Origin of the sequence: Vulgatibacter sp., assembly GCF_041687135.1 — a bacterium.
Lineage (GTDB): Bacteria > Myxococcota > Myxococcia > Myxococcales > Vulgatibacteraceae > JAWLCN01.
On sequence record NZ_JAWLCN010000001.1, the window covers coordinates 63,063 to 87,687 of the forward strand.

The following is a 24,625-nucleotide window of genomic DNA, read 5'->3' on the forward strand; positions in this document are numbered from 1 at the left end:
GATGGCCTGCTTGTCTGTTTGGTGTGTCGGCAGGCAAAAAAGCGCGTTCGCAGCAGCCGGCCATATCGCTTTCGGCCGGCGCGCGCGCGGGGTGTGGAGCGGGAGCGCCCGACGTCAGGCCGCAGGCGCCGGGGCGTCGTCGTCTTCCATCGCCGCGTTCTCGAAGCGGGTGAACTCCGACATGAAGATCATGTCGAAGGAACCGATGCCGCCGTTTCGCTGCTTGGCGATCACCAGCTCCACCGGGATCGGCCCGCCCGGACCGTTGGGCACCGCGTCGGGCTCGCGGTGGATGAACATCACGCAGTCGGCGTCCTGCTCGATCGAGCCGGACTCGCGGAGGTCCGAGAGCTGCGGCTTGCGCTTGTTCTTCTCCACGTCGCGGGAGAGCTGGGAGAGCGCGAGGATCGGAAGGCTGAGCTCCTTGGAGAGGCTCTTCAGACCACGGGAGATCTCGGCGATCTCGAGCTGGCGGCTCTCGGCGGAGCGGGAGCTCATCAGCTGGAGGTAGTCGATGACGATGAAGCCGAGGTTCGGATCCATCTGCTTGAGCCGCCGCGCCTTCGACCGCAGCTCCATGATGGTGAGCGAGCTCGAGTCGTCGACGTAGATCGGCGCCTCCCAGAGCGACGCCGCGTGCTGGACGATCAGCTCCATGTCGTATTGGGAGAGCTTGCCGCTCTTGAGCTTGCCCTGGCTGATCCGCGCCTCGGAGCAGAGCATACGGAAGGCGAGCTGGTTGGCGGGCATTTCGAGATTGAAGACCGCCACCGAGCGCCGCGGCTCTGCGCGCGACGCAGCGTGGATGGCGATGTTCATCGCCAGCGACGTCTTTCCCACGCCGGGGCGGGCGGCGAGGATGAAGAGCTCGCCCGGATGGAAGCCGGTGGTGCGCTTGTCGAGCTGGTAGATGCCGGTGGGCATGCCGGTCACCTGGCCCTGGCTCTCGCGCATCTTGTTGACGAGCTCGAGCGCGCCCTTGAGCACCACGTCGAGGCGCTGGGGCTCGCCCTTACGGCCCTTGTCGGTCACCGAGAAGATCAGCTTCTCCGCCGAGTCGCAGACCAGCGCGGTGTCGGAGCCCGCCTCGGTGGAGAGCTCGGCGATCTCCTCCGCCGCAGCAGCCAGCTTCCGGCGCAGCGCCTTGTCCGCGACGATGTCGACGTAGGAGGCGGTGTTCGCCGCGGAGAGCGACGACTCCTCGATCACCCGGATCCGCTCGAGGATCGCGGCGTCGAGATCCCCCGCCTCGGAGAGCTTCGCCTTCAGCGTGACGGTATCGATCGACGTCTTGTCGCCGATGCCGCACATCGCCCGGTAGATCTTCTGGTTGTGCGGGTCGTAGAAGTTCTCGGGCTCGAGCCGCGCCTCGATGTCCGAGACCTTCCTCGGATCGATGAGCAGCGCGCCCAGCAGCGCCCGCTCCGCCTCCAGATCGTGGAGGCTCGTGGTCTTCTTCGGCTCACCCGACCGCTTCTCGCCGCGCTTCTGCATAGGCGCGCAATCTACCCGATATCGCTGCGGGGCGGCACCCGTCGATGGAGGCAGGAACGACGCGAGCCGGCCCCGGAGAGCCGGCTCGCGCCGATGCGTCGATGCGGAGGAGGACTACTCCTCGGCGACGACGTGCACCTTGATGGTCTGGGTGACCTCGGGGTGCAGCCGGACCGGCACCTCGAAGGTGCCGATCGTGCGGATCGGCTCCTCGAGCTGGATCTGGCGGCGCTCGACGCCGAGGTTCATCGGCTCGAGCTGCTCGGCGATGTCGATCGCGGTGACCGAACCGAAGAGCTTCTCCTGCTCACCGACGCGGCGGCGGATCGTGATCTCCACCTGGCCGAGGCGCTTGGCCATCTCGGTGGCGCCGGCCTTACGCTTGGCCAGCGCAGCGAGAGCGACCTGCTTCTCGTGCTCGATCCGGCGGACGTTGCCCGAGGTGGCGAGCACGGCCTTGCCGTTGGGGATCAGGAAGTTGCGGCCGTAGCCGGGCCGGACCTCGACAACGTCGCCGACGCTGCCGAGGTTGGAGACCTCCTCACGCAGAATGACCTTCATGGGATTCTCCTATGACCTCAGGCCTGGACCACGGTGTAGGGCAGCAGGGCGAGCTGGCGGCCACGCTTGATGGCGCTGGCCACCTGGCGCTGGTGCGGCGCACAGTTGCCGCTGATGCGACGGGGGATGATCTTGCCACGCTCGGTGAGGAAGAGCTTGAGCGTGCCGGCGTCCTTGTAGTCGATCGTTGCGGTCTTGTCGGCGCAGAACCGGCAGACCTTGCGGCGACCGAAGCCCCGGCGACCACCGCCGAAACCACCGCCACCACCGCCACCACCACGACCGCCGCGGCCGCCGTCACGATCCCGGTCACCACCGCGATCGCGATCGCCGCCACCAAAACCCGGACGATCGCCGCCCGGAGCGTTCTCACGAATTGCCATTGTGATCTCCTTCTCGGATCACGGTGCCCTCGGCACCGGAGGACGTGGACCCGAGCCACGCCCGAAGGGTTAGTCGTTCTGCTCGTCCGTCTCGTCCGAGCTTTCCTCGTCGCGCTCGCCACCGCGCTCGCCGCGGTCCCCGCGATCACCGCGGTCGCCACGATCGCCGCGGTCACGGCCGTAGCCGCCCTCGCGACCGTAGCCACCCTCGCGACCGTAGCCACCCTCGCGGCCACCGAACTCACGGCCCTCCTCGCGGGGAGCCTCCTCGCGATCGCCCTCGAGGACGACGTCCTCCTCGGTCGGGCGGGTCTCGGGGAGAACGGCGTCGGAGAGCTTGATCGTCTGGAACTTGAGGACTTCCTCGAGGTTCCGGAGATTGCGCTCCAGCTCGGCGACGGCGCGACCCATGCCGAGGTAGTTCACGTGGACGAAGATCGCCCGGGCCTGCTTGTTGCCGACCAGGAACGCGGTCTTCTTCTTGCCCCACGTGGTGAACTTGATGACCCGACCGGCCTCACGCTCCACGATGCCGCGGACGCGCTCCTTGATCTTGTCGAGCTGCTCGGTGGTCAGGTCCTGCTTGAGCAGGTAGATGGTCTCGTACTCGCGGAGCGTGTTCGCGCCGGGAGCGACCTTGGCTGCTGCCTCTGCCATGTGCTTCCTCCTGGGCTTGCCACGGGCACTGTGCCCGTAGCGAGGAATGGCTCGTTGTGTCCCGCCAACCGGGGACCGCGGAAGCCGCCGCGGCCAAGCGTACCTCAGGTGCGCTTGTTGAACTCGTTCATGCATTTGATCGGGTCGTTCTTGAGAACGCAGCGGATCGCGTCCGCCGCCCGACCGAGGACGAAGGGCAATTCCTCGTTTTCCTTCTTGTCGAAGGAACCGAGCACGTGCCCGACGACCTCCTTCTTCCCACCAGGCCGCCCGATCCCCACCCGGATCCGGACGAAGTCCGGGGAGCCGAGGTGGCTGATCAGGCTCTTGATCCCGTTGTGCCCGCCGGCCCCGCCACCGACCTTGATCTGGACGCGACCGTACTCGAGGTCCAGCTCGTCCTGCACCACGACCACGTCGCGGGGCTCGATCTTGTAGAACCTCGCGGCGGGGCCGACGGCCTCGCCGGAGAGGTTCATGTAGGTCTGCGGCTTGATCAGCAGGGTGCGCACCCCGTCGATCTCGCCCTCACCCAGCTCGGCGCCGAACTTTTTCCGGTCGACCGAGGCGCGGGCGAGGCTGGCGATCTCGTCGAGGACGAGCCACCCGATGTTGTGCCGGGTGCGCTCGTATTCCTTGCCGGGATTGCCGAGACCAACGAGGAGCTTCACGGAGGATCAGCCTACTTCTTGCCCTTGGGCGCGGCGGCCTCGGCAGCGGCGGCCGGGGTCTCCTCGGCCTCGGGCACCGAGATGGTCGCCACGGTGAAGTTGGTGAGGAAGCGGAACTTCACGCCCTCGGGGGCCTTGAGGTCGGCCACGTGGAGCGCGGCGCCGGCCTTCATCGTGGTGACGTCCTGCACGATCTTCTCGGGGATCGCGTTGGGGAGGCACACCACGTCCAGCTCGCGGCGGAGCTGGGTGAGGATGCCGCCGGCGTGGACGCCCTCGGCGCGGCCCTCGAGCGAGAGCGGGACCGGAACGATCACGGTCTCGTCGAGCTTCACCTCGTAGAAGTCGGCGTGGAGAACCTCGCGGCTGACCGGATCCTGCTGGTAGTCCTTGAGGAGCGCCATCCGCTCGCCGCCCTTGTCGAGCTGGAGGGTGAGGATGGTGTTCATCCGGTGCGGGGTCTGGATCGCCTGGCGGAGCGCCTTGGGATCCACCGCGATGTTGAGCGGGGCCTCGGAGTGGGGGCCGTACACGACCGCGGGGATGAGCTTCTGGGCCCGAAGGCGGTGGGCCACGCCCTTGCCCGTCTTCTCGCGGACCTGGGCTGCGAGCGTCGTCTGATCCATCGACATTGGCTGCTTCCTTGGCGTTTCATGCGGCCGCTTGGGTAAGCCGCGGAGATTTTCGCTGGAACGGCCGAGCCACCCGGGAGTCATCCCGAGGCCGGACGAAAGCCGCGCGATCTAACACACGCGCGGCCGGCGCCGCAACTCCCGTCCGCTTCAGAGGAAAAGCGACGAGAGGGAGTCGGCGGAGTGGATGCGGCGGATCGCCTCGCCGAAGAGCTTGGCGACGGAGAGCGCCTTGATCTTCGGGCAGGCCTGCGCCGCCTCGCTCAAGGGGATGGTGTCGGCCACCACCACCTCGTCGATCACCGAGTCGGTGAGACGCTGGATCGCCGGGCCCGAGAAGACCGGGTGGACGGCGTAGGCGGAGACGCGGGTGGCGCCCTTCTCGACCAGCGCCGCTGCGGCGTTCGCCAGGGTGCCGGCGGTGTCGATCATGTCGTCGAGGAGGATGGCGTGCTTGCCGCTGACGTCACCGATGAGGTTCATCACCTCGGCGACGTTGGCCTTGGCGCGGCGCTTGTCGACGATGGCGAGGGTGCAGCCGAGGCGCTTGGAGTAGGCGCGGGCGCGCTCGACGCCGCCGGCGTCGGGCGAGACGATCACCACGTCGTCCGGGTTCTCGACCTTCTTCTTCATGTGCTCGACGAGCACCGGCGCCGCGTAGAGGTGATCGAAGGGGATGTTGAAGAAGCCCTGGATCTGGCCGGCGTGCATGTCCATGGAGAGGACGCGGTCGGCACCGGCCGAGGTGATCAGGTCGGCGACCAGCTTGGCGGTGATCGGGGTGCGCGGGGCCACCTTCCGATCCTGCCGGGCGTAGCCGTAGTAGGGGATCACCGCGGTGATGGAGCCGGCGGACGCGCGCTTGAGCGCGTCGATCATCACCAGCAGCTCCATCAGATGATCGTTGGTGGGCCTCGAAGTCGACTGCACCAGGAAGCAGTCGATGCCACGGGCGTTCTCCCCGATCTCGACGTTGATCTCGCCGTCGGAGAAGCGGGAAACCTCGGCCCGCGAGAGCGGGCGCTGCAGGTACGCGCAGATGTCCCGCGCGAGCTGCGGATTCGAGTTGCCCGAGAAGACCTTGAAATCGCGACTCATCTCGCAAGCTCCCCGCCGCCGAAAATGCAACGCTGGCGGCAATTCCCCCGACGTGGCCCTCGTCGGCGCCGCCTTATAGGCGACACTCCGGTGCCACGCAACCCGGCAGATCGGGAGGGAGAGCCCGTGACGAGATCACGAACTCCTGCTTGCGATTCGATCGATTGATCAGAGGTCGTGCGACCCGGCAGCCACGCGGAGGGGTTCGCCCTCGGAGCGGCCCAGCTCGCGCTCGTACTCCTCGAGGATCATCTGTTCCATCCGCTCGCGGGTCTCGCTGTTGAGCGGGTGGGCGATGTCCTTGAAGGAGCCGTCTTTTCGCCGTTTCGCCGGCATCGCGATGAAGAGACCCGTATTTCCGTGGATCACCTTGAGGTCGCGAACGACGAAGCAGTTGTCGAGCGTGATGGTGACGTAGGCCTTGAGCTTGTCTTCGTTGACCGGGAAGACCCGGACCTCGGTGATCTCCATCCCCTCATCCCCCGTGAGGCGGCAGGTACGCGCCAGCAGACCGCTCAAGTCTCCGCCAGGCCGGGCGCCGCCTGCAACGTCTCGGCAGTGAAAAGGGCTTCGCCCGGCAGCAACCGAATCGATTTCGAACAAATCTCCCGATCCGAGGGGCGGCCGAAGAGGCCGAAGACGCAGGAGCCGCTCCCGGACATGAGGGCAGCTGGAGCCCCTGCGGCGAGGAGTCGGGCCTTGATCCCGGCAATCGGGTGGAGGCTGGCCACCGGCGCCTCGAGGTCGTTGCGCAGCAGACGCACCAGCGCCGCCGCATCCGGGATCGAGGCGGGGATCGGCTTCTCCCGCCCCGCCGGGAGGCGGCCCTCCCCGCGCATCGAGGCGAGCGCCCGGTAGGCCTCCGCCGCGGAGACGCCGAAGGGCGGCTTGATCACCAGCAGGTAGAGGGGCGGGAGCTGCGGCGCCGGCGCGAGGAGCTCGCCCCTGCCACGGGCGATCGCGGGCTCGCAGCGGAGGAAGAAGGGGACGTCGCTGCCCACGTCGAGGGCAGCTGCCTGGATTCGCACGTCGGCGACGGGGAGCTGGTGGTGGCGGGCGAGGCAGCGCAGCACCGCCGCAGCGTCGGAGGAGCCGCCGCCGAGGCCCGCCGCCACCGGCACCTGCTTGTGGAGGGTGACCTGCACGGAGGTCTCGAGGCCGGTCCGGGCGGCGAAGGCCCGGGCCGCCTTCGCGCAGAGGTTGCCGTCCCCCTCGAGCTCGGGGTGTCCCGGGACCGCCACCGCGATCCCGTCGCCGCCGACGGCCACCTCGAGCCTGTCGGCGAGGGTGATGGGGGCGAAGAGCGAGGCGATCTCGTGGAAGCCGTCGCTGCGGCGGGCGAGGACGTCGAGGGTGAGGTTGACCTTGGCGGGAGCGATGACTTCGTAGCGGCGCACGGCGGCAGCGTTGCCGGTCGCGACCCCTTCCGCAAGTGATTTCCCGCGCTTGGGCGAGCGGCTTGACGACCGCGTCCCCGGCACGGATAACCCGCCGCCATCTCGACCACCGGGGAGGATCGAATGCACCACGTACCGCGCGACACCGGCTGGATCGAGGTGATCTGCGGCCCGATGTTCTCGGGGAAGACCGAGGAGCTGATCCGCCGCCTCAAGCGGGCGCAGATCGCCCGGCAGCGGGTGCAGGTCTTCAAGCCCGGGATCGACGACCGCTACGCAGCGGGCAGCATCGTCAGCCACAGCGCCCAGCAGCTCGCGTCCCAGTCGATCAGCCGGGCCGAGCAGGTCCTCGCGATGGTCCATCCCGAGACCGAGGTGGTGGGGATCGACGAGGTGCAGTTCCTCGAGGGCGACGTGGTCGGGGTCTGCGAGACCCTCGCCGACGCAGGCTGCCGGGTGGTGGTGGCGGGCCTCGACCAGGATTACACCGGCAAGCCCTTCGAGCCGATGCCGGTGCTGCTGGCGCTGGCCGAGTACATCACCAAGCAGCTGGCGATCTGCGTGCGCTGCGGAAACCCGGCGGGCCGCTCCCAGCGGCTGGTGGCCGAGGGCACCCGGGTGGTGGTCGGGGCCGCCGAGTCCTACGAGGCCCGCTGCCGCTCGTGCCACAGCCAGCCGGTGGAGCAGCTCAGCCTGCCCGGCACCCGCCGCGCCTGACTTTCAGCCCGGCGACTCCCACCCCCCGGACGGCTCCAATCCGCCGGGTGGGCCCCGGGGCGACCCCTCCTTAGCGTCTGCCGTTGCATTCCATTCCAACCGGGCCCACGGGGCCCGACGAGGAGGAGCGATGGCATCGCAGCGGCGGATGCGCCAGGCGGCGTTCGCAGGGGTGGGGGTCTTCCTCCTGGCGGGAGCGGCGGTCTTCGCCGCCTCGCCCAGCCACGGCCAGACCCCCCGGACCAAGACGCAGTCGGAGGTGCCGGTCCGGGGAAAGACCAGCTACGCGCCGGTGGCCCTCGAGGAATCCTTCCAGGAGATCTACGAGCGGGGCCGGAAGGCGAAGCCGAAGGAGATGAAGGAGCAGCAGGACCTGCTCCGGGCGCGCTACGACCTCTCCGACCGACCGGTCGCCGGGGTGACGATGTCCCGGGGCAAGCCGGTGCAGGGCGGGGTCCGGGTCAAGCTGCCGCAGGGCGTCACCTGGGATCAGCTCGCCTCGATGACCCCGGAGGAGATCAAGCGCCGCGGCGTCTTCCCGCAGGGCTTCCTCCCGCTGCCCCATGCCTTCCACGAGGAGGGCGGCATGGTCTTCCCGGCGCACCACATCGAGGAGGTGCTCGAGCAGGAGCAACGGAACCTCGAGCGCTTCGACGTCGAATTCGACATCCCCACCCACTTCCTCCCCGAATTCCCGCCGCCGATCTTCCTGACCACCCGGCCGGATCTCGGCGACGTCTCCCAGGGCAAGGTGGTCACCACCCAGAACTTCTTCGAGCTCTTCAACGGCGTGCTCAACCCCAAGCAGCTCGAGGGCGTGCGCCTGCTCGTCTCGCAGTTCCCGCAGCAGCAATTCAACCTGACCAACGACCGGCGCAGCGAGAAGCCGAGCCTGGGCGTCACCTGCTTCGACTGCCACACCAACGGCCACACCAACGCCGCCTTCCACCTCGTCGGCGACATCCGGCCCACGCCCTTCCGGCGCCGGATCGACACGCCTTCTCTGCGCGGCGTGAACCAGCAGCGGCTCTTCGGCTCGCAGCGCGCCCTGCGCACGGTGGAGGACTTCACCGAGTTCGAGCAGCGCGCCGCCTACTTCGACGGCGACATCGTCATCGCGCAGAAAAAGGGGGTGAACTTCCTCGAGCGCGGCAGCGAGGTCCACGCCATGGCGGAGTTCCAGGAGATCCTCGACTTCCCGCCGGCGCCGAAGCTCGACCCCTTCATGCGGCTCATCCCGGCGAAGGCCACCGACGCCGAGAAGCGGGGCGAGCAGATCTTCTACGGCAAGGGCCGCTGCGCCGAATGCCACCCGCCGCCGATCTTCAGCGACAATTTCATGCACGACCTGCAGACCGGCCGCTTCTTCGAGCCGAAGCTGATCAACGGCCGGATGGCGGTGATGGACGGGGCGATCAAGACCTTCCCCCTGCGCGGGATCAAGGACAGCCCGCCCTATCTCCACGACGGGCGGCTCCTCACCCTCGACGACACGGTGGAGTTCTTCAACGTCGTCCTCGCCCTGCAGCTCGCCGAGAACGAGAAGAAGGACCTCGTCGCCTTCCTCTACACGCTCTGAACGGCTCCCGGCGGCGGCAGGGGCACCTGCCGCCGCATGGGGGGAATCGGCGGCCCGGCTGCTTGCAGCACGGCTGCCTGCGGTGTGCTAAGACGCGCTCCATGCGCGACCACGCCTACGACGCGGTCTCCTTCCGGCTCTCCGAGATGGAGCACCGCTACGGCCCCAACGTCCACATCCTCGCCAACCCCTTCCTGCTCTCCCAGCTGGCGGTGCTCTCGGCGAAGACGACGCAGCAGCCGGCGATCAACCAGCTGGTGGCGCGCCTCTACGCGGACCTGGTCACCACGGTGATCAACGCGGAGTTTCCGCGGAAGCAGATGAAGGTGCCGACGCGGATGATCGACAAGAACCCCCGGGGCATGCTCCTCGGCGAGGGGATCGATCCGGAGACGCGGGCGGTCACGGTCAACATCGCCAGGGCCGGCACGCTGCCGAGCCAGGTCTGCTACGACCTGCTCAACCACCTGATCGAGCCGCGGCTGGTCCGGCAGGACCACATCGTGATGAGCCGCATGCTCGACGAGGCACAGACCGTGGTCGGCGCCGGCGTGGGCGGCGCGAAGATCGGCGGCGACGTCGACGACGCCATCGTCCTCTTCCCCGATCCGATGGGCGCCACCGGCGGGTCCCTGGCCACGGCGATCCAGCTCTACAAGGAGAAGGTGCCGGGCAAGGCGCGCCGCTTCGTCTGCCTCAACCTCATCGTCACGCCGCAATTCCTGAAGCGGATCACCGCCGAGCACCCGGACGTCGCGGTCTACGCGCTCCGGCTCGACCGCGGCATGTCGCCGCCCGACGTACTCGCGACCGTCCCGGGCACGCACTGGGACCTCGAGTCGGGCCTCGACGAGCACCAGTACATCGTCCCCGGCGCCGGCGGCCTGGGCGAGATCATGAACAACGCCTTCGTCTGACAGGGACACCGCCATGCAGTTTGCAGAGATGGTCGAAGTGATGCTCTCCCGCGAGGAGCTCGCCGCCAGGGTGCGGGAGCTGGGCGAGCAGATCACCCGCGATTTCGCCGGCAAGGAGCTGGTGATGGTGGGGGTGCTCAAGGGCTCCTTCGTCTTCTTCGCGGATCTGGTCCGCTCGGTCGACCTGCCCCTGCGCACCGACTTCCTCTCGGTCTCCTCCTACGGCGGCAGCAACACCGAGAGCACCGGGGTGGTGAAGTTCACCCAGGATCTCTCGCGCCCGATCGCCGGGCAGCACGTGATCCTGGTCGAGGACATCGTCGACACCGGCCTGACCATGAAATACCTGCTCGAGAACCTGCAGACCCGCCACCCGGCCTCCCTGTCCGTCTGCTCGCTGCTCGAGAAGCCGGAACGTGCGAAGGTGGAGATCGACATTTGCTACAAGGGCTTCACCATCCCCGACGCCTTCGTGGTGGGCTACGGCCTCGACTACGACGAGCGCTACCGGAATCTCCCCTTCCTCGGGGTCCTGAAGCAGCCGTGAGCGCCCAGTGAGGCGCTCCAACGCGAAGCACTTTGCAAGCGCCGAGGAGGCAAAGGTGAGCACGCAGACCGAGAACGCTCCAACGACGAATGCCCTCGGCCGGCTGTGGAAGCTCGTGCTGGCGCTGGTGATCCTCGCGTTGGCGGGGGCCACCGTCTACCTGCTCGCCGAGCGCAACAGCCGCTTCTATTACCTCTCCACCGAAGGCAACCGCCTCGTGGTGGAGCGGGGCGCGCGGCTCCCCTGGGGCAAACAGGCCTGGGCCCCTGCGGATCCGGCGCTGGCGGAGGTCTATGCGGCGATCGAGCTGCCCGCAGGGGTGGCGGCGATCGCCGAGCAGCGCTTCGACGAACGACAGGATCTCGATCGCGCGCTCTTCGAGCTCCTCGCCGGCTGGGCGGATGCGCGGGTGCGCACCGACGAGCCGGCGAAGATGCGCGAGGGGCTGGTCTACGTGGAGCGTGCCGGGAAGCTGCCGGGAATCGACTCCGACCAGCAGCGGCGGCTGCGGGCGCTCCGGGCGGAGCTCGCCTACTACGAGGGGCGCGACCGTCTCGAGAACGGCGGCAGGCTCCTCGACGAGGCGCTCCGCCAGTTCCAGCTGGCGACCGAGGCCTCGCCTGCACGGGCGCGGGAGGCGGTGGCGATCCTCGACGACCTGCAGCCTGCGGTGGAGCGGCTCACCCGGGCGCTGCAGACCGCACGCGGCCTGCGCGCGCCGGTGGCGCCGGAGGCTGCGGCGCCCGCCGTCGAAGCAGCGCCCCGTGCTGCAGGCGAGGTGCTGCCGATCGCCGTGCCGCTGGAGGGGACGCAGCAGGCGGCCGAGCAGCCGACGGCGCTGCCCGCAGGCCCCGAGAAGCAGGACGCGGTGGTGCAGGACGAAGCCGCGCCCTGACGCGCTGCGAGGGATGGCGATGCGTACCGAATCGACGGAGCTCCTGCCGCGCTACTCCTTCCTCGCCCCGCTGATCCGCGGCGCGCGGATCCTCGAGCTGGGCGCGCTGGAGCGCACCTTCGGCGCGTCGTCGGTGCTGCTCCACGATCGCGGCGCCGCTTCGGTGGTGGCCTTCGGCAACGCCGGTGCGGTGGAGCGCGCCCGCAAGGAGCACGAGGGACCGGGGCTCTCCTTCCGCACCGGCAGCGTCGCGCAGCAGCCCGGCTCGTCCTTCGATCTCGTCCTCGTCCACGACGAGAAATTCCTCGGCGCCGAGGGCGGGGTGGTGGCCCTGTCGCGGCTCCTGGTCCCCGGCGGTCATCTCGTGGTGGCGGTGCGGGCGCAGGGACCCTCGCTCCTGGCGAGCGCCGGGGCGAACCGCTACGCGCAGACCGTCGCGGCGCTCCGTCCCTGGTTCCGCTCGATCGAGGTGGCGACGCAGCAGGCGCTGCTGGGCTGGGTGATGACGCCCGCAGCAGGCGCTGCCGCGCGCCTCGCCATCGACGGTGCCTTCGGTGGCGGCGAGCAGCCCGCCTTCCATCTCTTCCTCTGCGGCGCAGCGGCTACGGGGCTCGCCGCGCAGATCCTCGTCCCGGTCCCGGCGGAGCCGGTGCTCGCGCAGTGGGGCGAGCGAGGCGTGGGTGTGGTGCTCCAGCGGGAGCGCAGCCGGATCGAGGAGCTGGTGGCGGAGCTGCGCCACGCGCGGGCGCGGATCGCCGAGCGGGAGAGCTGGATCGAGGGGCTGCGCCACGAGGTGGAGACGCTGCACGCTACCGTCGGGGACCTCGAGGCGGAGCGCAAGGCGACCGGCGTCAAGCAGGTCAAGTTGGAGCGCGAGGCCGCCGAGAACGGCGAGGCGCTGCGCCGGGTCCGCGAGCAGCTGGTGGCGCGGGCGCGGGAGCTCGACGGCGCGCGGCGCGCGGTCGACTCGCGCACCGAGGATCTGCGGCGGGTCGAGGAGGAGCTCGAGCAGGTCCGCGAGGCGGCGGCGGCGATCCAGCGGGAGCGGGCGGCGCTCGAGGCGGCGGCAGGCGCCCGCGAGGTGGAGCTGGCAGCGGCGCGGGAGCGGATCGCGGCGCTCGAGGCGGAGCTCGCCGCGCTGCAGACCCACCCGCTGGTCGCGGTGGAGCAGGAGCAGGCGCTCCTCGCTGCGGAGATCGCTGCGCTCCGCGGTGCGCCGCCCTCGCTCGATCGGCCCGCGCCCCAGGCCGCTGCCAGTGACGAGATCGGGCGCAGGCTGCGCAGCCTCGAGGAGGCGGCGGAGGCGGCGGAGCGCAGGGCACGGGAGGCGGAGGAGCGGATGCGCGCTGCGGAGCGGCGGGCGGAGCAGGCCGACGCTGCGCGGACCGAGAGCGTCGCCACCGCGCGGCGCTGGCAGCTCGAGGCGGAGAACGCGCGCCGCGAGGCCGCTGGCGTCGCCGCCGGCATGGCCGATCGCGAGAGCTTGCGGGCGGAACGCGACGAGGCGGTGGCGCGGGCTGCGGAGGAGGCGGGCCGCAGGGCCGCTGCCCGGGCGCAGCTCCAGCGCGAGGTCGAGCGGGCCGAGGCGGCGGAGCGCTCGGTGGCCCAGCTTCGGGGCCAGCTCGAGCGGGCCGAGCCCACCGGCAACGTCACCGGTCCCAACCGGCGGGGGAGCTGAAGGACTTCGGCATCCGCCGCTCCGCGAGCTCCATGCGCCGCTACCTTCTCCCCCTCCTCGCCCTCGCCGGCGTCGCCCTCTGGCTCCTCTGGCCGGAGGCGCGACCTGCACCTCGTGCGCCCGTTCGCCCCGCTGGCGCGGACGAGACGCCGGCGGTCCAGGTGCTTGCGGCGCAGAGCGAGGCGCAGCTCGAGGGGCGGGTGCTCGACCCTGCAGGGGCCGCGGTGGCAGGCGCCGAGGTACGGGCGCTCCTCGAGGAACGGGTGATCGGCAGCGCCACCACCGACGGCGCGGGGCGCTGGCGGATCGGCGGGCTGGGCGGCGGCGACTACCTCCTGCTCTGCAGCAGCGGCCACCTCGCCTCGGGCCCGCTCGGCCCCGTGCCCCTCGCGCCCGGCGAGACGCTGGGGGGCCTCGACCTGCACCTGGAAGCGGCGGCGACCCTTGCCGGCACCGTACGCGACGGCGCCACCGGCGCGACGATCGAGGGCGCGCGGCTCGAGGCGGCGGGGCTCGTCGCGACCAGCGATCGCGCCGGGCGCTTCCGGCTCGCAGGCCTGCCGGCGGGGCCGGTGATCCTCCGCGCCGGGGCGAAGGGCTACGAGCGCCGCACCCATCCCCTCGTCCTCGAGGGCAGGGCGGTCACCGGCCTCGAGCTCCACCTCCGCCGCGGCGCCACCGTGCGCGGCACCGTGCTCGACGGCGAGCGCAAGGTGGCCGGCGCGTTGGTCCGGGCGCTCCGCTACCGCCTCGAGTCCGGCGGCGACGAGGCGGTCCTCGCCACCAGCGGCCCCGACGGCAGCTTCCTCCTCGACGCACCTGCTGGCCTGGTGGAGATCGAGGCGGTCGCCGCCGACGGGCGGACCGGCAGGAGCGCCCCCCTCGACCTCGCGCCCGGCGCAAGCGCCGAGGGGATCGAAGTCCACCTCGACACGGCGGCGGAGCTGGCGGGACGGGTGGTCGATGCCGCCGGCAACGGCGCCCCCTTCGCCGAGGTGCGGGCCGCCTCCCTCGCTGGCGCGATCCTCGCCAGCGCCGCCGCCGATGCAGCAGGCCGCTTCGCCTTCGCCACGCTGCCCGCCGGCCTCCTCCGGGTGGTGGCGCAGCACGGGGGCGCCACCGGCCTCTCCGCGCCGGTGGCTGCAGGCGGCCCCGAGGTGATCGTGCGCCTGGGCGCCGGCAGCCTCGCCGGCAGCGTCGTCGATGCAGCGGGCAACGGCGTCCCGGGGGCGCAGCTCGTCGCCTGGGCGGAGGGCGCGCCGCGCGCCGCCGCGGCGGTGGTCGGCAGCGACGGGCAGGGCGCCTTCCGCTTCGAGGGACTCCCCGATGGCCCGCTCCGGGTCGAGGCGGTCCACGAGGGGCGGCGCGCCGAGGCCCGGAACCTCTTCCCCGGCGGCACGCCGCTGCGCCTCGTGCTCGGCAGCGGCCACCTCGTCGGCGTCGTCCACCTGGCGGGACGGCCCGCCACCGACTTCACGGTCGCCGCCTCGCCGGCGGAGCCGGGCAGGGCCGGCGGCACGGCGCAGCGCCTCGTCTCCCCCGACGGCAGCTTCCGGCTTCCGCTTCCGCCCGGGCGCTACGAGGTCCGGGCCGGGGTCGAAGGCGGCGGCACCGCCCGGGCGCTGGCCGAGGTGCCGGGGGCCGGCGATTCGGACGAGCTCCTCCTCGAGATCGCCGAGGGCGGCGTCGTGGAGGGGGTGGTGCGCGAGGAGGGGAGCGGCGCGCCGATCCCCGGCGTGCGCCTCTCCCTGGAGCGGACCCGCACCTTCGCCTTCGGCCAGGCCGGCGACGTCCCCGGCGCGCCGCAGGCGGTGAGCGGCGCCGACGGGGCCTTCCGCCTGGGCGGGCTCCCCACCGGGCGGCGGGTGCCGATCTTCGCCTGGAAGCCGGGCTATCGGCCCACCCGACCGGCGGTGGTGGAGCCGGCGGAGGGCAGGGCGGAGCGGCTCGAGATCGTTCTCACTCCCGGTGAGAACGAGGGTGAGCAGGCCTTCGGCGGCGTGGGGATCACCCTGGGCGCCTGGCGCGGCGCCCTGGTCGCAGCGGACGTGGTCGAGGGTGGCCCCGGCTGGGAAGCCGGGGTGCGCCGCGGCGACCGGATCCTCGCGGTGGACGGCGCTGCCGTCGACGCAAAGCAGGTCGGCGCCGTGGCCGAGCGGATCCGGGGGCCGGTGGGAACGCCGGTGCTCCTCGACCTCGTCCGCGGCGAGAGCTACTTCCGCGCCGCGCCCCTTCGTGCGGAGCTTCGTTTTTGATCTATGGTGCGCGCCGCTACGTGGCCGCGAGAAGACCGGCCCCGAGGAAATCCATGCAGCGACTGCCCTTCTTCAAATTCCACGGCCTCGGCAACGACTTCGTCGTCATCGACCGCCGCCGCGCCGGCGTCGACATCACCGCCGCGCAGGCCCAGGCGATCTGCGATCGCCATTTCGGCGTCGGCGCCGACGGCGTCCTCAGCCTGCTGCCCGCAGACGATGCCGACTTCCGCATGCACATCTACAACGCCGACGGCAGCGAAGCGGAGATGTGCGGCAACGGCATCCGCTGCGTGGCCAAGCATGCCTTCGATGCGGGGCTCGTCTCCGGCGACACGGTGCGGATCGCCACCGGCGCCGGCGTGCTCGCCTGCAGCGTGCAGCGCGGGGCCGACGGCAAGGTGGAGACGGTGACCGTCGACATGGGCGGCCCCGAGCTCGAGCGGGAGCGGATCCCCGTCGCCGGCAGCGGCAGGATGGTGCGCGAGGCCGTGCGGGCGGGGGATCGCACCTTCGAGATCACCGCGGTTTCGATGGGCAACCCGCACGCCGTGATCTTCGGCGAGGGGATCGCCACGGTGGAATTCGCCACCAGCTACGGTCCGCTCCTCGAGCGCAACGGCGAGCTCTTCCCGCGGCGCACCAACGTCGAGTTCGCGCAGCTGCGCGACGGCGGCATCGACGTGGTGGTCTGGGAGCGCGGCTGCGGGATCACCCTCGCCTGCGGCACCGGCGCCTGTGCCACGGCAGTGGCTGCGGTGGTGAACGGCCTGGCGAAGGAAGGCGAGGAGATCCCGGTGCGTCTGCCCGGCGGTCCCCTCGCGATCACGGTGGAGCCGGGGCTGGGACGGGTCTGGATGCGCGGCCCCGCCCAGCTCGTCTTCACCGGCGAGCTCTCGCTCTACTGATCGCGCTGCTTCTCGCCTGCCCCGCGCAGCTCGTGGTGCAGGGCTTCGAGGAGCGATTCGTGGCCCCGCCCGTCGGCGGCCTGGCGCTCGCTGCGCCGCTCCCGGCCTGCCCGGAGCGCGCGGTCGAGCAGGTCGTCGGCGAGCTGCTGATCCAGCCGGGAGAAGCCCTCCCGGTAGGCCTCGAGCTGCGCCTGCAGCGCGCGCACCTCCGCGAGCAGCCGCGGGATCTCGTCCCGGAGCAGGTCGTATTCGACGTCCGGATCCCCCAACCACCCGCCGGTGGCGAGCATCGCCTCGACCCGTGCCTCGATCTCCGCCAGCTCTCTCTCGGTCATCCCGAACCCCCTGGGCTTCGTGCAACGGGGCCCCTCCCTGGACGGAGCCCTTGCTCCCGCCATAGTCGCGACGCTCACCCCATGGGACAAGGGGCCCGGGGAGGGCGGAGCGTCAGGCGCCTCGCCTGCCTGCGTGGGGGAGCCCCTCCAACGCCGCACGGAGCGCGCCTGCGCTCGAGACCCGCGCCTTGGCGAAGATCTGCCGCCGCCGCTGCCGGTTCGTCTCGGGGGAGATCCCTTCGAGGGTCGCCGCCTCCTTGCTCGTGCGGCCGTGGCGCAGGTGCTCGAGCTCCCGCCGCTCCGCCGGCGTGAGGCCCCAGCTCGCAGCCAACCGCTCGACCCGCGCCTCCGCCAGCGAGGCGGCGAGGTCCCTGGGGCGCAAGACGCTGCAGCCATCGGGCAGCTGGACGATCTCCGTGCCGAAGGGCAGCGCACCGCCCGCCACCGCCCGCTCGAGATCCGCCGCCCGCGACGGCGCATCGGGGTGGACGAAGAGGCTGCCCAGCCTGGCGCCGTCGCCGATTCCGAGGCAGAGCCAGAGGCCCGGCGTCGCCCAGGCGAGGCGGCCGCCCTCGAAGAGCGCCCAGGGCGCCGCCGCATCCCCCAGCGCTGCGGCGAGGGCCACGTGCCCCGCTGAGCAGGGACGGGCCGCCGCCAGGAGCGGCGCGAGCCCATCCGGCAGCGGCGATCCGTCGATCACCGCGAAGAAGCCGGGGCCGCCTTCGACCCGCAGCCCCGCCTCCTCCCGCAGAAGCCGGCGCGCGACCTCCTCCCAGCGCAGGCCCGCTGCCCTGCTGCTCGCCGGCCCGAGGAAGGCGGCGGCGCCGTCGACCAGGAGCAGCGGCGCGTCGATCGCCTGCCGCAGCGCCGCCAGGGTGCGATCGAGCAGGCTCACGCCGCCTCTCCGCAGAGCCAGCGGATCATCGGATCGAAATTCTTCCCCGGTGGGAAATTGCTTCCGGGGGCCCAGGTGGTGAGGAGGTGGAGGTCGCCGCCGGGCAGGTCGATCACCAGCCGCTCGAAGGTCCGCTGCGTGGGCAGGCCGCGGAAGCTCCTGGGCCAGGGGGCGACCGACTCGTCCCAGCTCGCCTCGTCCACCGTGGCCAGCCGCCGGGCGCCGATCCCCCGGAGCACGCCGTTCACCCACTCGTGGCTGGCGAGAACCAGCGGCTCGCCTGCGGCGGTGCGGAAGAGGGCGCGGGCAGCAGCCTCACGGGCGGGGAGGAGGAGCTCGCGGCGGAGGTGCTCGCCGAGGGCCGCGCCAGGCTCCAGCGGGCCGCGCTCGGTGCTGTGCCAGGGCACCAGGTCGAGGCCCAGGATCGCGGGCGTCCGCCGGGAGAGCGGCGCGCCGCAGACCCGCGCGAACCACTCGGCGGTGCGCAGCCACCACTGCGTGGTCGCCTGCGCGAGCTGCCAGTGCCGGGCGAGGGCGGAGAAGGGCGTCCCCTCGCGGATCGACTGGACCAGCGGGCCACGGGGGTGGAGCTGCACCGCCAGCGCGCCACCCGGGTTGTGGTAGATGCCGACGCCCTGCAGCCCCTCTGCCAGTGGGTCGCCGGCGTAGGGCTCGGGCAGCGCCCGGTAGACCTCGTCCGCAGCGATCTGCCGATTGGCGGCGAGCCAGGGGTCCCGCACCGCAGCGAGGCCGAGGTCGCAGGCGGCGGGATCGATCCCCTCGTCCATGGCCCGTACCCACGCGGCGATCCGTTCGTCCCACGCTCCAATCCAGCGCCCCAGGCTCTCTTCGTTCGCAGACATCGGCCCGCGAGGGTAGCAGCGCCGGCCGCAAGGCGAGCAGGGAAAACCTATCCAAATGGAGAGGAGAGGCTCCCCTGTGCAGGGCGCCGCAGTACCACCGACGCAGCAGCGAGGTGGCCGATGGAGATCTGGGACGCACGCATTCGCCGGTGGATCGAGGAGCTGGATCGGGGCCTGCCGCCGGAGCGGGCCGAGATCGGTACACGACCGGTGCTCGACGCCTGGTACGACGGGGGCCTGCCCGCTTGTTCCCTCGATCGGCGGGCGCTGCCGGAGCCGTGGGTGGGCGATCCCCGGGCAGCCGATCTGGCTGCGGTGATCCTCGGGCTCAACCCCGGGGTCTCCCTGCCGGCGCAGCTGCACCCGGGGGGCGAGCTGGTGGAGCGGGTGCGGCGGCGTGGCTGGTCGGCGGTGGCGGCGAAGTGGGAGCTTCCCCGGGAGACGAAGGCCTGGTGGGCCGAGCGCGCCGCCTGGCCGGCGCGCCTCACCGGCCTGCCGCCGGTGGTCGAATCGATCGTCGGGATGGATCTCGTGCCCTGGCATTCGGTCCGCTTCGGCCGCCTGCTCCTCCACGATCGGCAGGTGGGGCCTGCTGCGGTGCAGTGGCTCCGGGAGGAGGTCTTCCGCAGGGCGGTGGCCATCGGCGCGCGCTCGCGGCTCTCCCGGCTCCACCCCTGCGAGCGGCGCAGGCCGGTGATCCTCGCGCTGGCGGACGGGGTGCGGGGCGCCCTCGAGCACGTGGGCTGGAGCCGCCTCGTCCGTCTCGACCGAACCAATGGCCCGAGCCGCTACCCCACCTGGCCCGTGGACGATCGGGGCGAGCGCGAGGATCGCACCTTCACGGTGCTGCTGCAGCCCGAGGCGCCGTGGACCGTCGCCCTCGTCAGCGACAGCGGCGACGACAGCCTCGCGCCGCCGGGGCCCGCCTTCGACGGGCTGGTGCTGCGGCTGCTCCGGGAGCACGGTTGTCCGTGCGCCGCGGCCCATCTGGTCACGAGGGCGGGCTGATGTGGCGGCGGCTGCCGATCGATCGCGCGGCGCGCTTCAGGCTTCGTCGCCGAGCGCTGCGCGCACCACGGGCATGCGGCGCAAGATCTCGAATTCGTCGGCGTCGAGCCAGGCGGTCCGGACCCCGCCAGCCATCGCGATCTCGACCCGAACCCTGCCCGACTCCCGCGCGAAATGGGGCGCCCGCCGCGCCGCGGCGATGTCGGTCGCCACCGAGCGCAGATGCCTCGCGATCCGGAGGGCCTGCTTGCCCTCCGGCGTGACGAAGGTGTGGAAGTGCCGGTTCCGCGAGAGGCGGGGGCCGTCGGCGGTGAGGCGTTCCACGAGTCGGTAGACGAACGAGTGCATCGCCCTTCCATCTTAAGCGGCAGGTGACCCGGTGGAAACGGCCGGGCCCGCCCTGCCGTTCCCGGGAACGCCTACCGCGGGAGCGGAAGCTCGGAGGCGAGGCGCTTGAGCCGGGTCTCGGCCCTGCCGCCGCCGCGGCCCACCGCGACGAGGTGGAGGTTCTGCCGGGAGAGCACCCTGGTGCAGACCCGCCGCACGTCCTCGATGGTCACCGCCTCCACCCGCGCGGCGCGGGCCTCGAAGGTCTCCGCCGGGCGCCAGAGCTCGGTGCCGCCGAACCAGCCGGCGAGCTCCGAGACCGAGTCGAGGGCGAATTCGAGCCCCATCCGGTGGCGCAGCTTCGCCCGCTCGAGCTCCTCGGCGGTGGGACCCTGATCGGCGAGACCCCCGAGGACCTCGGCGATGGCGGTGAGGACCTTCGGCACCTTGGCGTGGGCGCACGCCGCCTCGATCTCGAAGATGCCGACGTCGGCGAAGGTGTCCATGCCGGCGTGCAGGGCGTAGGCGAGGCCGCGCTTCTCCACCACCTGGAAGGGAAGGCGCGAGGAGAGGCCGTCGTCGAGGACGCGCCGCGCGATGATCAGCGCGGGGAAATCCTCGTGGTGCTCCGGGGGCCCGATGAAGTTGAGCCGCAGCTCGGTCTGCTGGGAATCCTCGTGCTCTACGAGGTGGACGGTGGGGCCCGGCGGCGGCGGGGCGGGGGCGATCTCCGAGGCCGCCTCGCCGCGGGGCAGCATGCCGAGGGTGCGGCCGGCCAGCTCGAGCACCTGCTCTCGCTTCACCGGCCCCGCCACCGCCACCACCATGTTGCCGGTGGTGTACATCCGGCGGTGGTGCTCCTCGAGATCCGCGAGCTGGATCCGCCTCACCGTCTTCGGCGTGCCGGCGATCTTGTGGGAGAGGCCGTTGCCCGCGAAGAGCACCGCCTTCGAGAGGTTGTCGAGATCGATGTCGCGGCCGGTGTCGTCGACCTCGTCGAGCATCTCCTCGAGGATGATCTGCCGCTCGGTCTCGATCTCCACCAGCAGCGGCCTGGTGAGCATGTCGCCCAGGACCTCGAAGGCCACCTCGAGCTTCGAGGGGTGGAGCGGCGTGTAGTAGTAGCCGTGATCGCGGGTGGTGACGCCGTTCAGGTTCCCGCCCACCGCCTCGACCCGGGCGTTCATGTCCACGGTGTCGCGGAACTTCTCCGAGCCACGGAAGAACATGTGCTCGAGGAAGTGGGAGACGCCCATGATCTCCGGGCGCTCGTGCCGCGAGCCGGACCGGACGTAGATGGCGAGCATCGCCGAGTGCAGGTGCGGCGTCTCCACGGTGACGACGCGGAGGCCGTTTTCGAGGACGTCGTTGTGGTGCTGGATCCGATCGGCGATCAAACGCTGGCTCCCGGGAAGTGGAGGGTGAAGGTCGTCCCCTGCTGCAACGCGCTCTCGCAGCGCAGGGTCCCTCCGTGCTGGGCGACGATCTGCTGGGTGAGGGAGAGGCCGAGGCCCGTGCCCCTCTCTTTGGTGGTGTAGAACGGGTCGAAGATACGGGCCACGTCTTCCGCACGCATCCCCATTCCGGTGTCGCTGACGCGGAGCTCGACCCCGCCGCCAGCGGGCTGCGCCGCGAAGCGCAGGGTCCCGCCGCCGGGCATCGCCTCGCGGGCGTTGCGCACGAGGTTGAGGAGCGCCTGCCGGATCTGGTTCTCGTCGAGGGAGGCCTCGAGATCCCCGGGCAGGTCGAGCTCGACCCCGATCCCCGCCGCCTCGAGCTCCGGCTTGACGAAGGCCACGAGGTCCCGGACCAGCTCGCCCACGTTCTCGGCGGCGCGCTGCGGCTTCGGCAGCCTGGCGAAATGGAGGTATTCCTCGGTGATCTCGGTGAGCCGGTCCACCTCGCGGGCGATCGCCGAGCAGAGCCGCCGCGCCTCCGCCTCGTCCTGCGAGCCGATCTCCTCGGCGAGGAGCTCGGTGTTGAGGCCGATCGAGGAGAGGGGGTTGCGGATCTCGTGGGTGATCTGCGCCGCCATCCTGCCCACGGTGGCGAGCTTCTCCGCCCGGACCAGCGCCTCCTGCTTCTCCTGCAGCTCCCGCTCGCGGGCCCGCAGCGAGGCGGCCATCTGGTTGAACTCGCGGGCGAGGACCCCCACCTCGTTGGCGACGGAGGTCGGGACCTCGGCGGAGTAGTCGCCGCGGCCGATGCGCACCGCCGCCTCGGTGAGGGGGCGGATCGGCGCGAGGAGTCGCTGGGAGAGGATGGTGGCGGCGATGCCGAGGACGATGGCGCCGATCGAGAAGCCGACGATCGCCCAGGAGGAGCTGCGCTCCTGCGCCTGCGCCTCCCGGACCCGCTCCTGGATCCGTCCCTCCAGGGCATGGCTCAGGAGTTTGAGCGAGCGGTCGATCCGCCGCTCGATCCGCTTCAGCTCCCGGCCGCGCTCCTCCAGCGCCGGATCGGCGGCGCCGTCCGCCTGCTCGAGCCCGGCGAAGAGCGCGTCGGCGTTGGCGTCGTAGCGGTCGTACTCGGCGCCGAGCTCGGTGAGCTGCTTCTCGATCTGGTCGAGGAAGAGCTGCTCCCCGTCCCCGGCGAGCCGCCGCGTCTCCGTCACCAGCAGCTGCCCCTGCCCGAGCTTCTCCCGGACGATGCGGGGGAAGTAGAGGCGGGCGAGCTTGATCAGGATCCGCTGGGTCCGCGGGTCCTTCTCCTCGAGGAGCCGGTCCGTATCCCGCTGCTTGTTCTTGTGGAAGGTCTCGAGCTGCGCCGCGACCTTGGTCAGGGGCAGGTAGCCCTCGGAGACCAGGCGGATCTCCTCGCCGATGGCGTGCATCCGCCAGACGGCGAAGGAGCTCACCGCGCCGAAGACGCAGAGGACGGCAGCGAAGCCGAGGAAGATGCGGGTGGCGATGGACAGGCGCACGGACGTGGAACAACCGGAAGGAGGAAATCTCGCCAGATAGCAGAGAGGAAGGCGCTGCGGCAAAAAGGAGGGAGGGAGTGTGCCTTTCGACCACGCTCCGTTTGACTTGGGCTTCGGCCGGGTTCTATGCTCCCGGCTTTCCAAGTACGCGAAAAAACCGGCCCTTCGGGCGGGTAAGGAGCGAAAAACGGTGAGCCCGAGCTGCAATCTCGCCAGGTTCGCCGCCACGGCAACCGCCGTAGTGGCGGTTCTGTGCGGCCCCATCGCCGCATCGGCGGAGAAGGTCAAGGTCCTCGTCGTCCCCTACGCCCCGCTCTACGACAGCATCCCGCGGGCGACGGGCGCGCAGATCGCCGAGACGATGGAGGACGGCCTGGCCAATACGGACGCCGTCGAGATCGTCCAGCTGGCGGGCGAGGGCGAGTCGAAGGCCGCCGCCGCCGCGACCGCCGAGCAGATCGCCGCCGTGGAGGCTGCCCGCGCCGACTGGGAGCGGGGCAACAAGCTCCTCGCCAAGCGCAAGGTGAAGCCCGCCCTCGACGCCTTCGAGGCTGCGATCAAGGGCATGGAGGCCAACGGCCCCGCGATGCTCGACGTGGCGCCCCTCGTCGACGCCCACCTGAAGAAGGCGGTCGCCCTCTTCCTGATGGGCCGCGAGGACCAGGCTGCCAAGGGGCCGATCCCGGCGGCGCTCCGTCTCTCCCCGGGCGTGCAGCTCGAGGCGGGCCGTGACTTCCAGCAGGTCTTCATCGACGCGGTCGAGAAGGTCCGCGGCGAGATGCAGCAGGCGGGCTACGGCCAGCTCCGCATCGACACCACGCCCCCCGGCGCGAAGATCTGGATCGACGAGCGCGAGGCCGAGTACTCGCCGGTGCTCGTCTCGGGCATCGTGCCCGGCACCCACTACGTGAAGATCAAGCCGCCCGGCGCCGATCCCTACGTGCAGGTGATCGAGATCGAGAAGGGCGAGCTCTTCCGCATCACCCCCGACGACGGCAAGCGCGCCGAGGGCCCGGTCGGCTCCCTCGTCACCCTGCTGGCGAAGAACGAGCTCACCGACGCGGCGAAGAAGCAGCTCGCCGCCCTGGTGAAGAAGCACGGCGCCCAGCAGGCGGTGCTCGGCGCCGCCTACGCCCAGGGCGCGAACATGGGCATCGTCACCTACCTCTACGGTGCCGGTGATTCGGGCTTCACCGAGCTGCAGCGGATCACCCTCGACCGCGACATGCTCGGCGCCACCATCGAGATCAACAAGGTCGCCACCGAGATCGTCGCCAAGCTCGGCCCGGCGCAGAGCCCGCTGAAGCTCCCCAAGGCGATCGCCTCCGACGCCAGGCCCGGCGAGGAGAAGATCAACGAGGTCGACTTCTCGGGTCTCTTCGCCGCAGGCGTCGCCGGTTCGACCAGGGCCGGCGAGGATGGCGAGGTACAGCCCGCCTCGACCAACAAGCAGCCGGTCTCGAAGGATCGCCGCCCGATCACCAAGCGTCCCGCCGGTGGTGGCCTCGCCCCGCAGGCCGCGGCCCCCGCTGCCGGCACCACGGCGACGCCCGCCAGGACCAGCCGCACCCCCGCCGGTGCGCCGGCACCGGTGGCGAAGCCGGTGACGACGACCACCGACACCGGCCTGGTCTTCAAGAACGACGCCGACTTCGCCCCGAAGCAGACCGCGCCGGAGAAGCCGAAGTATTCGTACTCGGCGGGCACGAGCATCGACGACGAGACCGCCTTCGAGAAGAAGGAAGAGGGCGGGCTCCTCTCGCAGTGGTGGTTCTGGGCCGGCGCCGGCGTTCTCGCCGCGGGCGCGGTGGGCATCGGTGTCGCTGCAGCAGGCAGCGGCGCGGACAGCGCCACCGGTTCGGTCCGCTGGTAATTGGTCGGTCCT

At 71.3% G+C, this 24,625-nt stretch carries 25 protein-coding genes; 10 read left to right on the plus strand and 15 right to left on the minus strand.

Annotated elements, in window-relative coordinates; translation table 11 throughout:
* Positions 1–114: 114 nt before the first annotated feature.
* From dnaB to ACESMR_RS00350, 9 genes are all read right to left on the minus strand, one after another.
* The gene (gene dnaB / locus ACESMR_RS00310; RefSeq protein ID WP_373044065.1) at positions 115–1,494 is read right to left on the minus strand and encodes a replicative DNA helicase; all 1,380 of its coding nucleotides are present in this window, start codon (positions 1,492–1,494) and stop codon (positions 115–117) included.
* Positions 1,495–1,608: 114 nt separating this feature from the next.
* On the minus strand, positions 1,609–2,055 hold the full coding sequence (gene rplI, locus ACESMR_RS00315) for a 50S ribosomal protein L9 (protein ID WP_373044067.1): 447 nt from the start codon (positions 2,053–2,055) through the stop codon (positions 1,609–1,611).
* Between the two features lie 17 nt (positions 2,056–2,072).
* Positions 2,073–2,438, minus strand: coding sequence for a 30S ribosomal protein S18 (gene rpsR / locus ACESMR_RS00320; RefSeq protein ID WP_373044068.1), 366 nt, complete (start codon positions 2,436–2,438; stop codon positions 2,073–2,075).
* 69 nt (positions 2,439–2,507) lie between these two features.
* On the minus strand, positions 2,508–3,095 hold the full coding sequence (gene rpsF, locus ACESMR_RS00325; RefSeq protein WP_373044070.1) for a 30S ribosomal protein S6: 588 nt from the start codon (positions 3,093–3,095) through the stop codon (positions 2,508–2,510).
* Between the two features lie 104 nt (positions 3,096–3,199).
* Positions 3,200–3,766 carry an aminoacyl-tRNA hydrolase gene (gene pth, locus ACESMR_RS00330; protein ID WP_373044071.1) on the minus strand — a complete coding sequence of 189 codons (567 nt, stop codon included), beginning with the start codon at positions 3,764–3,766 and terminating at the stop codon, positions 3,200–3,202.
* 11 nt (positions 3,767–3,777) lie between these two features.
* Positions 3,778–4,392 (minus strand): 50S ribosomal protein L25, encoded by a 615-nt coding sequence (locus ACESMR_RS00335; protein ID WP_373044072.1) that lies wholly within the window; start codon positions 4,390–4,392, stop codon positions 3,778–3,780.
* Positions 4,393–4,548: 156 nt separating this feature from the next.
* Positions 4,549–5,496: a ribose-phosphate pyrophosphokinase gene (locus ACESMR_RS00340; RefSeq protein ID WP_373044074.1), complete on the minus strand. Its 948-nt coding sequence runs from the start codon at positions 5,494–5,496 to the stop codon at positions 4,549–4,551.
* A gap of 168 nt (positions 5,497–5,664) precedes the next feature.
* Positions 5,665–5,967: a septation regulator SpoVG gene (spoVG, locus tag ACESMR_RS00345; protein ID WP_373044075.1), complete on the minus strand. Its 303-nt coding sequence runs from the start codon at positions 5,965–5,967 to the stop codon at positions 5,665–5,667.
* Positions 5,968–6,011: 44 nt separating this feature from the next.
* On the minus strand, positions 6,012–6,893 hold the full coding sequence (locus tag ACESMR_RS00350; protein WP_373044076.1) for a 4-(cytidine 5'-diphospho)-2-C-methyl-D-erythritol kinase: 882 nt from the start codon (positions 6,891–6,893) through the stop codon (positions 6,012–6,014).
* 123 nt (positions 6,894–7,016) lie between these two features.
* On the opposite strand from ACESMR_RS00350, the gene ACESMR_RS00355 reads away from it, so the two are divergent.
* The 8 genes from ACESMR_RS00355 to dapF all read left to right on the plus strand — a co-directional run bounded on the left by ACESMR_RS00355 (position 7,017) and on the right by dapF (position 16,389).
* A complete protein-coding gene (locus tag ACESMR_RS00355) occupies positions 7,017–7,610 on the plus strand; it encodes a thymidine kinase (protein ID WP_373044078.1) in 594 nt (197 codons plus the stop codon).
* A 130-nt stretch (positions 7,611–7,740) separates the two neighbouring features.
* Positions 7,741–9,189, plus strand: coding sequence for a cytochrome B6 (locus tag ACESMR_RS00360; protein WP_373044079.1), 1,449 nt, complete (start codon positions 7,741–7,743; stop codon positions 9,187–9,189).
* 101 nt (positions 9,190–9,290) lie between these two features.
* Positions 9,291–10,106, plus strand: a complete 816-nt coding sequence (locus tag ACESMR_RS00365) for a uracil phosphoribosyltransferase (RefSeq protein WP_373044081.1) — start codon at positions 9,291–9,293, stop codon at positions 10,104–10,106.
* Between the two features lie 13 nt (positions 10,107–10,119).
* Positions 10,120–10,653, plus strand: a complete 534-nt coding sequence (hpt, locus tag ACESMR_RS00370; protein ID WP_373044082.1) for a hypoxanthine phosphoribosyltransferase — start codon at positions 10,120–10,122, stop codon at positions 10,651–10,653.
* A 55-nt stretch (positions 10,654–10,708) separates the two neighbouring features.
* A complete protein-coding gene (locus ACESMR_RS00375; RefSeq protein WP_373044084.1) occupies positions 10,709–11,548 on the plus strand; it encodes a hypothetical protein in 840 nt (279 codons plus the stop codon).
* Between the two features lie 19 nt (positions 11,549–11,567).
* Positions 11,568–13,226, plus strand: a complete 1,659-nt coding sequence (locus ACESMR_RS00380; protein ID WP_373044085.1) for a hypothetical protein — start codon at positions 11,568–11,570, stop codon at positions 13,224–13,226.
* Positions 13,227–13,258: 32 nt separating this feature from the next.
* The gene (locus ACESMR_RS00385; RefSeq protein WP_373044086.1) at positions 13,259–15,481 is read left to right on the plus strand and encodes a carboxypeptidase regulatory-like domain-containing protein; all 2,223 of its coding nucleotides are present in this window, start codon (positions 13,259–13,261) and stop codon (positions 15,479–15,481) included.
* Positions 15,482–15,534: 53 nt separating this feature from the next.
* Positions 15,535–16,389 carry a diaminopimelate epimerase gene (gene dapF / locus ACESMR_RS00390; RefSeq protein ID WP_373044088.1) on the plus strand — a complete coding sequence of 285 codons (855 nt, stop codon included), beginning with the start codon at positions 15,535–15,537 and terminating at the stop codon, positions 16,387–16,389.
* Here dapF and ACESMR_RS00395 read toward each other — a convergent pair.
* From ACESMR_RS00395 to ACESMR_RS00405, 3 genes are all read right to left on the minus strand, one after another.
* A complete protein-coding gene (locus ACESMR_RS00395) occupies positions 16,383–16,724 on the minus strand; it encodes a hypothetical protein (RefSeq protein WP_373044089.1) in 342 nt (113 codons plus the stop codon). The genes dapF and ACESMR_RS00395 overlap by 7 nt on opposite strands.
* 112 nt (positions 16,725–16,836) lie before the next feature.
* The gene (locus ACESMR_RS00400; protein ID WP_373044091.1) at positions 16,837–17,619 is read right to left on the minus strand and encodes a helix-turn-helix transcriptional regulator; all 783 of its coding nucleotides are present in this window, start codon (positions 17,617–17,619) and stop codon (positions 16,837–16,839) included.
* Positions 17,616–18,482, minus strand: coding sequence for a hypothetical protein (locus ACESMR_RS00405; protein ID WP_373044092.1), 867 nt, complete (start codon positions 18,480–18,482; stop codon positions 17,616–17,618). Before ACESMR_RS00405 ends, ACESMR_RS00400 begins: the two co-directional genes overlap by 4 nt.
* Positions 18,483–18,602: 120 nt before the next feature.
* On the opposite strand from ACESMR_RS00405, the gene ACESMR_RS00410 reads away from it, so the two are divergent.
* Positions 18,603–19,490, plus strand: a complete 888-nt coding sequence (locus ACESMR_RS00410; RefSeq protein ID WP_373044094.1) for a hypothetical protein — start codon at positions 18,603–18,605, stop codon at positions 19,488–19,490.
* Positions 19,491–19,526: 36 nt separating this feature from the next.
* Here ACESMR_RS00410 and ACESMR_RS00415 read toward each other — a convergent pair whose 3' ends face one another.
* The 3 genes from ACESMR_RS00415 to ACESMR_RS00425 all read right to left on the minus strand — a co-directional run bounded on the left by ACESMR_RS00415 (position 19,527) and on the right by ACESMR_RS00425 (position 22,740).
* On the minus strand, positions 19,527–19,838 hold the full coding sequence (locus ACESMR_RS00415; RefSeq protein ID WP_373044095.1) for a hypothetical protein: 312 nt from the start codon (positions 19,836–19,838) through the stop codon (positions 19,527–19,529).
* 71 nt (positions 19,839–19,909) lie between these two features.
* The gene (locus ACESMR_RS00420; RefSeq protein ID WP_373044097.1) at positions 19,910–21,214 is read right to left on the minus strand and encodes a M16 family metallopeptidase; all 1,305 of its coding nucleotides are present in this window, start codon (positions 21,212–21,214) and stop codon (positions 19,910–19,912) included.
* Entirely contained in the window at positions 21,211–22,740 is a 1,530-nt protein-coding gene (locus ACESMR_RS00425; RefSeq protein ID WP_373044098.1) for a sensor histidine kinase, read from the minus strand. Before ACESMR_RS00425 ends, ACESMR_RS00420 begins: the two co-directional genes overlap by 4 nt.
* Positions 22,741–22,930: 190 nt before the next feature.
* Between ACESMR_RS00425 and ACESMR_RS00430 the strand changes: the two genes are divergently transcribed.
* Complete coding sequence (locus tag ACESMR_RS00430) at positions 22,931–24,613, plus strand: PEGA domain-containing protein (protein ID WP_373044100.1); 1,683 nt, start codon at positions 22,931–22,933, stop codon at positions 24,611–24,613.
* Positions 24,614–24,625: the final 12 nt, after the last annotated feature.